The organism is Psittacicella hinzii (assembly GCF_003585935.1).
Lineage (GTDB): Bacteria > Pseudomonadota > Gammaproteobacteria > Enterobacterales > Psittacicellaceae > Psittacicella > Psittacicella hinzii.
Window position 1 is genome coordinate 1 of sequence record NZ_NRJG01000110.1, and the last position, 14017, is coordinate 14017.

The following is a 14017-nucleotide window of genomic DNA, read 5'->3' on the forward strand; positions in this document are numbered from 1 at the left end:
AGTTAATACCAAGTAAAATTATTAACACTATTAATAAGATAGAAATTTTCTTACTTTGATTAGTTTCCTCCAATTTGTTGTTGATAAAAAATTAAAAATAACTATTTATTAATAGTATTTTAATTTCACCACCTACCAATATTATAATATACAACACTATCAATTTGAGATTAAATTGACGTAAGTTCAATATTTTAAGATCAGAAAATTGCCTTTTGTATAAGTAATCCACACTCCCCACCGAAAACCACCCAAACCTCCATAAATCATAAAATTAAATATATCTCATCACAAAAACACAATCATTACAACAAATCTATGCTTTAATATAGTAATCGATAATTTTAGAAGGATTGAGAGCTATGTCTAAAGACTATTTTTTCTCTAATGTAGAAGAACTTATCGCTTATCTCTATACCAAAAAAGAAACTATATCTCCTCTAAAACTACAGAAAGGTCTATATTTTTTATACGCCTATTACACTGCTATGTTTGGATTTAAAGATAATGACATCCAAGAGATGATAGAACAGACTTACGATGACTTACCAGCTGAATTATTTCCAGCTGCATTTGAGGCATGGTATTACGGTCCGGTAATCAGCCAAGTGCATACTAAATATCGTCAAGGAGAAGACTATTACCGTAATTTAGCTCAAAACTTTAAAAAGGGTAGCTACTTTAAGAGCGAAAGCGAAAAGCAAGTACAAGCATTTATCGATAAATTATTTAATACGGTGTTAAAAAGTTCAGATTTTGGTTTAGTAGATCGATCTCATGAAGATCAAGCATGGAAAAAAACTTTTGCCAAAGGTAAAGCTAGTCTGATTGATACCCAAAGCATTATCGAGGAGTACGAAACTAAATTTACTCGCTGATTTTTAGACTATTTTCTTCAGACACTTCCACATTAGTTGGAGCTGTACATCAAAATTACAACCTTCGGGTTCCCTTCATCAGCTAATTTGTATATACTTCAACAAATAATTACACCATTACTAATACTTACTTAAATAATTTATGACCCCACAAATAATTTATGATTAACCATACACCAACTTACATCTCTTTATTTTCTTCGGCTGGTGTCGGTTGCTTTGGTTTTAAGCAAGAAGGTTTTCTTTGCATAGTAACCAATGAGATCTTGAATCGGCGCTTGGCTATTCAACAACTCAACCAAAAATGTCAATTTGCTAGTGGCTATATCGCTGGAGATATCAAACTACAACAGACTAAAGATCTAATTCACCAAGAAATTCAACATTGGCAAAAATTAGGTAATTATCGCGTTGATGTAGTTATTGCTACTCCTCCTTGCCAAGGCATGAGCATTGCTAACCACAAGAAAAATGAACAAGATCTTGATCGCAATAGCCTCGTAACAGAAAGTGTTGAAATGATTAAGCAAATTAATCCTCGCTTTTTCATTTTAGAAAATGTATCTGCATTCTGGAAAACCGGTTGTTTAAATAAACAAGGACAAATAGTTACTATTGGGCAGATGATTCAGCATGAGCTTGGTAAATAATACTTAATCTATAAAGATGTGATTAATTTTAAAAACTATGGCTAGAACTCTTCACGTACTCGTACCTTAGTAATAGGTGTAGAACGTAAATTAGCTGATCATATTAGTCCTTTGGAGCTAATGCCGGATTACTGTAAAGAAAAAACTCTATTCGAAGTTATAGGTCACTTGCCTAGTTTAAATTGGGGTGAGTACGATGCCCAAGATTTCTATCACAGCTTTAGAACCTATCCAGAGCATATGCTTCCTTGGATCGAGAATTTAGCTCAAGGACAAAGTGCTTTTGATAATGAATCAGATCTGCTAAAACCGCATAAAGTCATTGACGGTAAAATTGTTGTTAATCAAGCAAAAAATGGCGATAAATATATGCGCTAAGTTTACAACAAAGTAGCTCCGTGTATTCATACACGTAATGATCAAATGGCTAGTCAAAATACCTTACATCCAATTGATAATCGTGTATTCTCAATTATAGAACTCATGCGGATGATGACGATTCCTGAATCATTTAAGTGGTTAGAATATGATTTAGCTACACTCAATAGTTTATCTCTCACGGATAAACGAAAGCTTTCGAAAAAGGAAGAATTAACAATTCGCCAAAGCATTGGCGAGGGGGCCTACAGCTATTTTCCAACAAATTGCACATAAAATTAAAACAGCTTTAACTTTAGAGCAATTAACACATAAACAAATTATTGAGCTAATCGAGAAGAATAATTTAGCAGATTTTGCTACTTTAAAAACCTTTATCTAGCAAAACAAAACACAATACAGTTTATCTACTCTTGCTTCTATTATTGAATTAGCTAACGCCCAACGCGAGAAACATTCAGCTTTTTACACTAATAAGTTTATTGTGCAAGAAATTTTTACTCAGCTGCCTGATCTAAAAGGTGATACGATTAGTATCATTGAACCATCGGTAGGTGCTGGTAATTTCTTACCATTTATTTTTAAAAAGTATGCTCATAAACAACAAATTAATCTTACAGTTATCGATATAGATCCTAAGACTATAGAATTGTTACAAATACTCTATAGTAATGATAAGATACCTGCTAATTGTAAAATTTATTTTGTTTTTGCTGACTTTATGGAGTATAACTACTCTAAAGTAGATCTGATTATTGGTAATCCACCATTTTCTAAAATCAATGGAGCATATCGCACTAAACTTTTAACCCAAAACTATAATCAAGAATCTACGAACTTAGCAGAATTCTTTCTAAACAAAGCCTTAAAAACTGCTAATTACGTTAGTTTAGTTTTACCAAAAAACATTCTCAATACTCCAGAGTTTTACGCTACGCGTCAGTTACTAGCTACTTATAGTGTTGATTGCATTCTCGATTTTGGTGAACAAGGATTTAAAAATGTCTTAGTCGAAACGATTAATCTCATGATTAATCCTAAGAAAAAGTCTACGCAAACTAAAGTCATTTCTCTTACGCATAATAGAGAAATACTCCAACAAAGTTCATACATCTTTGCAGATTATCTCCCTTATTGGATAATCTATCGTAATGAATTTTTTGATCAAGTATTTAACAAAATGCAGTTTGGAGTTTTTGATGTATTTCGTGATAGACAAATTACCAATAGTAATACATCTATAAATAAATCCGCTAAATACCAAATCCGAGTTTTAAAATCACGCAATATCCTTGATACAAGTGATATTACTAATATAGACGGTTATGATGCTTACATCGATGCTCAAACTTTAAGTACTTTGGCGATTAATAAATATTTGGCAGATACTAATGTTTATTTAACTCCTAATATGACTTATAAACCACGTTTAATTAAGAAAAACGGTCACTATGTAGTTAATGGTTCAATTGCCATCCTTATCCCTAAAGTACAGGATCTTAATTTTAGCCAAGTCCAACTAGACTACATTGCGAGTGAAGAATTTAGAGAGTTCTATAAAATAGCTCGTAATTATCAAACTCGCTCACTAAATGTAGATAAAACCAGTTGTTATTGGTTTGGTAAAAATCTAGCTCTTGCATGATTAACTTGTTTCTAAGTCTTAACGTATATTCTTAAACATACATCCTTAAGCATATGGTCTTAAACACATACTCCTAAACATATATACTTAAAAGGATGAATTAGACTACTAATCAACAACTAATTAACAAAAGTACTACGGTCAGAATTTAGAAAGTTACAATCTAAATAGATAGTATTATCAATCTTCAAACTCTCTCCCCAAACACTCTTTCTCTAATTTTCTCTATTCTTTGTTAAGAATTATTAGATTGGGATCTAATCTGATAGTTGTTCATCTCTTCTCGTCACTTCTCCAACTCAGAGAAATCTCTTTCTCATTAATCATTACCAACCTTAAGCCCCTTTTCTTTTTCTTCAACTCATAAACTGCGCATATCTGCAACTGAGCTGTACCCAAAAAAGAGTTCAATCTAACAATACACGACTTAAGCCGACCCCTAAAAATTGCCACACACCTATATCAAATTCATAAAACAAAATAAAGCCTTACAAGCAATAGGTATTTAACTGTAATTTAGGTACTATTGTACTTTAGCTACAAACACCTTTAACTAAAGGCATACGGGGAATACAAGGCTTTCTTTTGGACAAAACAACACTATCAAAACAATACCTACAATTAGGTACTAGTGTCTCCTTTATGGTAAACTAAAGCCTCTATACCAAAATAATGACGTTAGATCATATAGTTACAACAAACTTATCTATAAACTTGTTTAATTTTTTACATATCTTGTGATGTAGAAGTATGTAAAGCTAAATGATTAGACTTAAAAAAATTAAACCTACAAATTACAATTTGTAAGATTTACTTAGCTAAAGTAACTTTATGCAACGTTATTTTTTAGATACATTATCTCAATGTGGTGTATCACTTTTTTTGTAGTATCTTTCAAAATCTGTGATGTATCACTTTGTTTTTCCTCTCTATTAACCTCTGCATTCTGTTTAATAATCTTGAGAACATGATATGTCATAACAAACTTATTCTCTAAGCCTCTATTCAAACATGTCTTTTTTCTCATGCTACTAATACCAATACTTACAATAATAGGTATAAGCTGAGTTTCAACTATAGACAATCTAGGCATGTTCACCATCTATTCAAAGTAACCTTGTGTAACTTTATACTTTATACTACTGCATTTATAAACTTATACAAGATTGACTATGAATTGGTTGATGATTAATTCTTTGTTTAGTGTTCTAATTAATCCTTTGTTTAGTATTCAGATTAACCATTTGATAAAGGTTGTCTGAAACAATAATAATGATTAATCTTTGCATGATTAATCTTTGCATTATTAATTTCTGTACTATTAATCTCATCATGATTAATCTCTGCACTATAGGCTATATCATTAACCTCTTAAAAAAGATTATTAATTTAGTTCTCTTTATTATCTGTAGACAAATCACCGTTTAAAGTCCTCGTTAGACTTTATCTCTTGCTTATTTAAACTAGAGTGCATACCCGTTTAAGGAGTACGTTTTGTCTTTGGGTAATTTTATTAAACGTGTATCAACTTTTAATCCCTTAGTCATTTCGATTACTTTATTGTTAGTAATCACTTTAGTGCTCTCAACTATCTTCTTACCTACGCAAGTAAGTAATTTGTTGAATATGGCACAACAAGGGATCTTTACCAACTTTAGTTGGTTCTATGTTTTAGCTTTCTCACTCTTTGTAGGGTTTTTACTGGTTCTCTGTTTTAGTAGTGTAGGTAATATTAAACTCGGAGCCGAAGGTGAAGAACCGGAATTTAGTTTTCACTCTTGGATGGCGATGCTCTTTGCTGCCGGTATGGGGGTGGGGATTATGTTCTTCGGGGTAGCCGAACCACTAACCCACTTTAACTCGTCAATTGCAATTGGCTCTCCTGAACAAAAAGCTCAAGAAGCTATGCTCCAAACCTTTTTCCACTGGGGTATTCATGCATGGGCGGTATATGCAGTTATCGCTTTAGCCTTAGCTTACTTTGGTTTTAGATATAAGCTACCATTATCTCTACGTTCATGCTTCTATCCTCTACTTAAAGATCGTATTAACGGTAAAATCGGTGATATTATCGACGTTTTTGCCTTAATTTCGACTATGTTCGGGATTATTACCACTTTAGGTTTTGGAGCAATGCAACTTGGTGCTGGTTTAAAACAAATCGGCGTTATCAGTGATAATAGTTACATTGCTCAAGTAATTATTATTGTGGTGGTAATGAGTATTGCGATTATTTCTGCCATTTCAGGAGTAGGTAAAGGAGTTAAAATTCTTTCAGAAATTAACTTAGTTTTAGCTCTCTTACTCTTAGTATTTATTCTTTGTGCAGGTCCAACGCTCTATATCCTTTATACCTTTAGTGATAACCTTGGTACTTACTTAAGTAACATTGTAGATCTAAGTTTTAAAGCCTTTGCTTATGAACAAGAACATAGTAGTTGGTTTACTGGTTGGACAGTATTCTACTGGTCTTGGTGGGCAGCATGGTCTCCATTTGTCGGACTATTTATTGCACGTATTTCACGTGGTCGTACTATTCGTGAATTCGTGTTTGGCGTATTAGCAGTACCAAGTTTATTCTGTGTCTTATGGTTTACGGTATTTGGGGATAGTGCTCTCTGGTTAGATAGTCATCAAGCACAAGGTGCTCTTAGTGAGTTAACTGGTAGCCCTGAAGTGCTTCTATTTAAGTTCTTAGACTACTTACCATTACCAACGCTAATTAGTGTTTTATCGTTAGTAATAATTTCTCTATTCTTTATTACTTCAGCCGATTCTGGAATCTACGTGTTAAATAACTTCGCTTCACGTGATAAATCACTTGCCGCGCCAAAATGGCAAGCTGCTATGTTTGGGATTATCGTTATTCTGATTGCCGTACTTTTACTTCGTACAGGTGGTCTAGGTGCTTTACAATCAATGACGCTAATCGTAGCTCTCCCATTTACAGCATTACTAATTCTTATGTGCTTTAGTTTATGGCGTGGTTTAGCAACCGATCAGAAGTACTTTGCAGCTCCAGTAGAACCTGCAGCATCTTCAATGTGGGACGTTACTAAATGGCGTGACCGTTTAGGACAGATCCTAACTCAAACCCAAGAAAAGGATACTATCGGTTTCTTAAAGCAAACAGCTTTACCAGCTATGCGTGAACTGAAACAAGAACTCGTTAGCGTGCATAATCTTTCAGTGGAAATTAATCAAGCCCTCGAATATGAACAACCTGCGGTTGAGTTAATCATCCACAAAGAAAACTTCCGTGACTTTAAATACGGTATTAAAGCCGTAGCTCATGACGTAGCACCACAAGTTCTTGAAGATGGTTCATTAAACTTCGTTCAGCACGAACAAACTTGGCATCCTGAAACTTACTTCTTCGATGGACGTCAAGGTTATGACGTACAATACATGAGCCGTAATGAACTTATTGCAGATATGCTACAACAGTACGAACGTTATCTAAGTACTATGTCTTCAGTAGGTAAAGACTTCATGGCACATGAAGAGCATGAATTAGCTGAATAATTAACTAGATAGTTTTTTAGCACAACTATTTTTAGAACAACTATTTTCAGAAAACTTTCATGTGCTTGTTTAGATAGGTAAGGCAAGAGAATGAATAGATTTTTAAACTTTATTCTTGAGCCAAAACTTCCATCTAAATATATGAATCTTTATTAATGTGCTATAATTTAGTCAAAAAGGGAAACTTATATAAGTTTCCCTTTTTTGCATTCTTGAATTTTTTGCACATCTAAAATTAAGATGTTTAGCTGTTGAGCTGTTCACTACACTACAAATGCAGTTCACTACAAATTGTACAAATTAGCTATACACCATAAATTGTACAAATTAGCTATACACCACCAATTATCCAAATAACTATATCTCCTCTTACTATATCTATTCTCTTACTACTACCTTAATCTATGAGCAAAGAAATAACGCTATCGCAAATGCAAAATGCCATTTTTGAAGGAGACTGCTTAGCAATAATGCGTCAATTTCTAGATAATTCAGTTGACATGGTCTTATGCGATTTACCTTATGGCACAACGCAAAATAAATGGGATTGTGCTATCGATCTGGAACAACTATGGCAAGAATATCACCGTATAGTAAATCCTAATGGAGCAGTAGTTCTTACTTCCCAAGGTCTATTTACCGCAAAACTGTTTTTCTCTAATGAAAAGTACTTTAAGTACAAACTCGTTTGGGAGAAGTCTAAACCTACCAATTTCTTAAACGCTAAAAAGCAACCTTTAAGAAAACACGAGGATGTTTGTGTGTTTTATCGTAAACAACCTACTTACAATCCCCAAATGTCCGCAGGTCAACCTTACAACAAAGGAGTAAGAAAAGATCAACTTACTGGTAGTTACGGAGATTTTAAACCTCATCTAGTTAAAAGCGATGGTGAAAGATATCCAACCGATATTATCTACTTTAAAACCGCCGAAAGCGAAGGTGAAGTATTCCACCCTACGCAAAAACCAGTAGAACTAGCGCGTTATCTAATTCTCACTTACTCAAATGAAGGTGATCTAATTCTTGATAATACTTTTGGTAGTGGTAGTTTTTTAGTGGCAGCAGCCCTAGAAAAACGTAAATTCTGTGGCATTGAGCGTAATCAAGATGTATCTCTGTTTAAAAAAGATGCTGTTGATTATCTTGCTCTATCTGCACAGCGTTTAGCTCCATTATCCGATGACTTACAGGTATATCGTGCAGAAGATCTACTTGTAGCAGAACAAACTGATTAGTAAGAATTTGTCCGCACAGATCAACCATCATCTTTACAAGATGATCTACCATACTCTTAAAAAGAAGATCTATCATTTTCTTAAAAAGAAGATCTACAACACTATTTAAAATAATCTACATTACTGTTAAAAAGATAGAGTACGTAAATTAACTACCCCCTGTTCAAAAGAGGGAGTATGTAAATTAACTACACCCTTGTTCAAAAGAGGGAGTATGTAAACCAACTACCTCCCTGTTCAAAAGTGAGAGTATGTAGACTAACTACCTACCTGTTCAAAGGTGGGAGTATATAAACTAACCACAACCCTGTTAAAAATAGGTAGTATGTAAACTAACTCTACCCAGCAAAGATTAACTAGAGTAAAGACTAACTATAGGAATGCTGAACAACAGTCTTTCCAACGATACACCACATAGATAGCATCTTCAGCTCCAGAAGCTTCTCCCCAGAGAAATGTTGAACGTCCTATTGGATGTTTTGAATCTTGAGGCATCGGATAAATCATTGAAAAGCGGTATTGTTGTGCCACAAACTTAAAGTTTGTATGCAATTTACAAAGTGCTTGTTTACCTACAGTTTGGTACTCAAAACCACGACGATGAGAAGCCGCTAAAGAACGGGTCGCTAGTAATGAAGTTATTTGCGCTCCAGAACCAACTCCAGGCGCAAAACCACTGATAGGATATAAAGTTCCCCAAGTACCAGCACACCAATATAAATTAGATCCGTTCTTACTCATTAGGGAAGCAATAGCATCAGCTCCACAAGCTAAGACTGCTGCTTCATTAGCGAAGAGTTTTGTCTCGGGGAACGTAAGTTGAGCAATTTCAGGATAGTTCCATGTAGGATCTATTTCTGAGATGTATAAAACATCAATACTCGTAAACTCATTACTCATACATATGTCACGATTAATAAGTCCTAAAATCTGCAGTAAAGGAAAAGCATAATAGTGATAGTGATAAAACGCTTGATTAGTTAAGTCTCGCTCACCAGTACCACGAGTACCTATTTGTGCTGGACGACCAATCGAAGTTTTTACTCCATTAAGAGCCATTAAACATCCAGGTGTACGTACTAGTTCGACCAAACGTACAGGTTTCCAAAAACCTAAAGTGTATCCTATTTGCGGTAATTGTGCTTTACGTTCACATTTACATGCTTGATCTTTTACAGCATCTTTAGGAATATCATCTTTATTACCAGTTACTGCTACTCCAGAGATTTGAATAGGAAGAATACAATCCCAACAGATATCAGTCATCAGTTTGGCTGAAAGAAGATTGGAGCTTACACATGAACCAGCGCTGGTATCAACGGAAGTTTTACCAATTTGTGACGTAACGTTACCATAAGCACCGCTAGAGCTAGCAATTAAGGAGGAATTACTGTAAGGAAGCGTAGAAATTCTAACTGTAGTTTCTGATTCAGGATCAAGCTTATCCATATTAACTATACCTGTACTAACCACAGCAGAAAGAGTATTACTATTCATGTTGGAAAGATAATTTCCACTCGTGTTAACAAGATCATTACTACTCATGTTAGCCAGATCACTACTATCTATATTAGCAAAATTTATTCCAACAACCCTACCGTTACGATCTATTACATTCAACCCTAGATATACCAACAACACACTTTCATCTCGTATGTCTACAGGACGAGTTAAATAAGCTAATTGAACTTCAGTTAGTACTCCCTGTGCATCTAGATTAGTAAAAATACTTAAACTTAAATAATCAAGTTCTCTAGCTTCTTGAACATTAACCTCAGAACTGATACCTATAGCATTTTCTGCACTGACATCAGATACATTTGCCTCACTGATCATAGCAAGACTCTCTCCTACTAGGTAATTTGTATTTACTAAGCTTTCATTTACTACAAGTTCATCATTAGCATCAAGAAGCAGTAACTCTTGGGCTTCTTGATCTACTTGCCCTACTTGCCCTAATGAATTTGACATTACTTGCGGAGAGGATTGTTGTGAAGACAAAGTTACCCCTAAAGGTTCTTCTGGTTCTTGTTTTCTCTCTTCTGTTAGTAATCTATGAGCAATTGTACTAGCTAAAATACTTGTACTCGTAGATTTGCTAACAAAACCCACTACTTGTGTTGTATTACCTATCTGTATATCAAGCCTATCTTTCCCAACATTTACCCCGTCACCAAGTAACGCATAGTCACGCAAAGTTAAAAACTTTCCTACACTACTTAGGTATCCTTTACTGGTTATAACCAAGCCATCTTGTAACCAAGAAGCGTTTACGCTGTGGTTATAGATTTGAGAAGGAACTCTACTATATGCACTTTCATTACTAGTATCTAAAGTTAAAGATCGCTCTACCTCATAGCTATATCCATTACCATAAACAGCATAAACATTTACTTTATCTACAGGTAACACTAAACCTAACACTAGTACCCACTTAAGGAATAAAAATATAAACCTTTGTAATAACTTAAACAAGTGACAAAAGGTTACACCAAACCAATTAACCAACAAGGCAAGAGAAGTTTGTAACCACTTAAACAAGCAATAGATAACTACACTTACACTCTTAACCTCCAAAACTATAAATCTTTGTAATAGCTTAAATAAGTGACAAAAAGTTACTTTTACCATATTAAAACATAACAAACCCAAACACCCCACAACTAAAATTCTTACTACTCCTTTCCTTACAATCCCTTTTAGGTACTTAGAACTACAGTCAAATTCTTTTTGCATAACTCACTCCTCCTTATTGCTGAAAAATATATGGCAATAATCCTAAAGGCACATCTTCTACGATTAGACGATCCCTATACTCTTGTGGAGGTACTTGTGCTGCAGCATTCTGCAGTGCTTGCGCACTAAGTAAAGGACGTAAGGTAGGACGTTTAAAAATCTTAATAGTATCTGTACGATAAGTACGTAAATAGTTATAACGTACTACATCTATATCATAAGCAGCTCTTACTTGTGTAATAGCTGTAGGTTGATATTGGCTTATTAGTTCAGCCGTTGCTACTTGTAAACTTGTACCTAAGTAATCACTCCATGCAACAAAGCATACTTCAGTAGTTAGAGTTTTGGATTCTGCTGTTAGAGTATTTGTTTGTGTAGTTGATGATTTTGTTTCTGTAGCACGGTTTGAGGTTGGGGTGTTTTGAGAAACACTAGTAGAAGTGGTGTAAGTAGAAGAAATACTAGAATTAATATAAGTGCTAGAAGTGCTCATACTAGCTTCATCACCTTGAGATTTTAAAACTACTTGGTTGATTTGTGACGAAGAGTTACTTAGACCACTATGATAACTCCCAACATACTTATCTCCTAAACGAGTGATAACTTTGTTATGAGGATAACAAGCTAAACCAGTAAGAATAACTACTCGTTGTCCAGCTGTAAAGTATTGTTGTATAACTTCAAGTTTTATTTGCTCTAGAGCTCTAACTACTTCTGCATTACTTAAATCTATAAACCATAAATCCAAGCGTAACATACTGTGTACAGCATCAAGATCAATCCCATTGCTCTTAGCAGTACCTAACAACTCTAATTCTTCCTCTCCAGCAAGACCTTGCTTGTTTTCTTTTTTAAGATAGTGGTTTTCTGAAATCCCAGTTTCCTTTAAAATTAAGCTTTGCAAACGTTGATTGTAGGTTAAAGCTCTAATCTCAGCTGGTACTTCTTCAGTACTTTCTTCCATACTGAGGTTATATCTTTTTAGGTCTATTCTTTGTTGAAAGCTATGAGGCAAGGTATTTTGTTGTAAAGCAGTATTTATGTAATCTCTAACTTTAGTGAGTTTGTTATTAGTAGTTTGATTATTGGTATTTACTTCTGCTTTTCCACTATTGCTTACTTTATTTTGGTTACTGTTACTCGTAGACGTTGAACCACTATTCATTGCCTCTCTTGAGGCATATCCATCTAGTAACTGTTTATTAGCTTGTGCATAGGTTGCATAGTATGAAGTAACTAACTTGGATTTAGCTGGCATGGATAGTTTAAAAGCTTTATCAACTCCACTACTAACTTCTAGAGTTGGATTCTTTTGTAAAAAGGACTGTACCTTACGTTTAGCTACTACAGCTATATCCTCTTCAGCAATAGTTTGCGTGGTAAAACCATTTACCATAACTATTTTAGCTTGAGGATTAGATACATAAGTAACTGGTACTTGTAAAGCTTCAGAATCATTTGTTGATTGTTGAGCATTTTGTGTATTTAGCTCACTTTGTAGTGATAGTTGGTTGCTTTGTTCTTCTTGAGATTTTTGTTTTCCTTGAGATTTTTGTCCTTGCTGTAGTTGTTGAGAGGGTAGAGAAGATAGAGAATTAGGTTTTTCTCCTTGCAGAGATGGTTGAGCTTGATGTTCTAGTCCATGTAGCTTTTGCTCAACAATCATCTGTAACTTTTGTTTTACCGCCGGATCTATGTCACTTTGTCTAACGGCATATTTTAGAGAAACATTGCCGTATTGTACATATGAGATCACATACTGACGTTTGGTAAGCAGATCTTTACCCACTGGCATTGCGTTACTAGATGTTACATGAGCACCTACATCTCTTACACTTCCTAACTTTCCTTCCATATTCATTACTTGAGCCATTGATGAAGACATTGCATAATCTTGAGCTCTAAATACAACTAGTGCTGGCACTTTAGCTTCAGGGATCGTTCTAAAGGGACGAGGATCAACACTAACTTCTGGTACTTTATTCAGTTTGTAAGTATCGACTAATTTTGCAATACGTTGCTGTATATCTTTAACTCCTACTCCCCAATCCTCTTGTATAAAGCCTTTAAATACTACAGGCAAGTTATAAACTACAGCTTCACGTAATACATTTGCAAGGTCTTGATCGCTCAGAGCTTGAGAGACTAACAGTTGAAGATGAATACTATTGCTAGCAATAGGCACTTCTCTTAGAGCTTGAGTGTAGTGTTGGGTTTGAGAAATTTTTATGTCCTTAAAACTTTGAGAGTTTTGTGTCTCTTGAGTCTGTGGTAAGATCAGTTGCTTTTGCGAAGCCAGTCCATTAGCTTGACAGTTCAACGCCAAACTACAGCTTAAAGCCAAAAGCGGCACAAGCTTGACTAACAGCGCAAGGTAATTACTTGTAGATCGATAATTCATAAACCACTCCAACGCAAAAAAAGGCAGATGACTTAATAGCCTCTGCCTTTAATAATGATCACTTTTATAATTACGCTCTATATGAGTTGTTAATTAACTAGCAACACTAAGTGTTACTGTTAATATGTACTACTGTTAATGCTAGAAATACTCTTCTTACAATTAAAAATAGTAAATAACTAGCTCTTAACAATGTTGTCCGGATAGTTGTTAACTATCATGTATAAAATTATTGAATAATTATTTGGTGGATCTGCAGGTTATTAGCATAATTGTCAGACAATTATCTAAATAACATGAAAAGGGGAAGTATGTAACTCAATGTAACTTAAAGTTACATTGAGCTACATAAACATCTCTTAATTGTTCAGTATCTTATATTATTCACTCTTATATTATTCAATCTCATCACGTCCAAGGATTACTTTTACAATTAGGGGTTGTTTGAGTAATACTTTTACAATTAGAGTTTGTTTTAGGATTTAAGTAATATATCAAGCAATCTCTATTACCTATTTTTAGAACATATCCTAATTTATATGGAAGGTTGTCTGAAACTATAAACA

The 14017-nt window shown here is 34.4% G+C and carries 8 protein-coding genes; 6 read left to right on the forward strand and 2 right to left on the reverse strand.

Going from position 1 to position 14017, the window contains the following annotated elements:
- Nucleotides 1-362 precede the first annotated feature (362 nt).
- The 6 genes from CKF58_RS05965 to CKF58_RS05985 all read left to right on the forward strand — a co-directional run bounded on the left by CKF58_RS05965 (nucleotide 363) and on the right by CKF58_RS05985 (nucleotide 8314).
- Nucleotides 363-878, forward strand: a complete 516-nt coding sequence (locus CKF58_RS05965) for a Panacea domain-containing protein (protein WP_119531953.1) — start codon at nucleotides 363-365, stop codon at nucleotides 876-878.
- Nucleotides 879-1039: 161 nt separating this feature from the next.
- A complete protein-coding gene (locus tag CKF58_RS08430; RefSeq protein ID WP_222987733.1) occupies nucleotides 1040-1528 on the forward strand; it encodes a DNA cytosine methyltransferase in 489 nt (162 codons plus the stop codon).
- Nucleotides 1529-1648: 120 nt separating this feature from the next.
- Entirely contained in the window at nucleotides 1649-1906 is a 258-nt protein-coding gene (locus tag CKF58_RS08435; protein ID WP_222987734.1) for a hypothetical protein, read from the forward strand.
- Between the two features lie 424 nt (nucleotides 1907-2330).
- Nucleotides 2331-3551, forward strand: a complete 1221-nt coding sequence (locus CKF58_RS08440) for an Eco57I restriction-modification methylase domain-containing protein (RefSeq protein ID WP_281270687.1) — start codon at nucleotides 2331-2333, stop codon at nucleotides 3549-3551.
- Nucleotides 3552-5045: 1494 nt separating this feature from the next.
- Nucleotides 5046-7076 (forward strand): BCCT family transporter, encoded by a 2031-nt coding sequence (locus CKF58_RS05980; protein ID WP_119531957.1) that lies wholly within the window; start codon nucleotides 5046-5048, stop codon nucleotides 7074-7076.
- 404 nt (nucleotides 7077-7480) lie between these two features.
- Nucleotides 7481-8314, forward strand: coding sequence for a DNA-methyltransferase (locus CKF58_RS05985; protein WP_119531959.1), 834 nt, complete (start codon nucleotides 7481-7483; stop codon nucleotides 8312-8314).
- Nucleotides 8315-8686: 372 nt separating this feature from the next.
- Here the strand turns inward: CKF58_RS05985 and CKF58_RS05990 are convergent, their stop codons facing one another.
- Both CKF58_RS05990 and CKF58_RS05995 read right to left on the reverse strand, forming a co-directional pair.
- Nucleotides 8687-10738: a TraU family protein gene (locus tag CKF58_RS05990; protein ID WP_222987735.1), complete on the reverse strand. Its 2052-nt coding sequence runs from the start codon at nucleotides 10736-10738 to the stop codon at nucleotides 8687-8689.
- A 325-nt stretch (nucleotides 10739-11063) separates the two neighbouring features.
- The gene (locus tag CKF58_RS05995; RefSeq protein WP_222987736.1) at nucleotides 11064-13376 is read right to left on the reverse strand and encodes a TrbC family F-type conjugative pilus assembly protein; all 2313 of its coding nucleotides are present in this window, start codon (nucleotides 13374-13376) and stop codon (nucleotides 11064-11066) included.
- Nucleotides 13377-14017 lie beyond the last annotated feature (641 nt).

Bases quoted from the DNA above. Each gene is read 5' to 3' on its own strand.
- CKF58_RS08435 (WP_222987734.1), top strand. From the start codon at position 1,649: ATGCCGGATTACTGTAAAGAAAAAACTCTATTCGAAGTTATAGGTCAC.
- CKF58_RS08430 (WP_222987733.1), top strand. From the start codon at position 1,040: ATGATTAACCATACACCAACTTACATCTCTTTATTTTCTTCGGCTGGT.
- CKF58_RS05965 (WP_119531953.1), top strand. From the start codon at position 363: ATGTCTAAAGACTATTTTTTCTCTAATGTAGAAGAACTTATCGCTTAT.
- CKF58_RS05985 (WP_119531959.1), top strand. From the start codon at position 7,481: ATGAGCAAAGAAATAACGCTATCGCAAATGCAAAATGCCATTTTTGAA.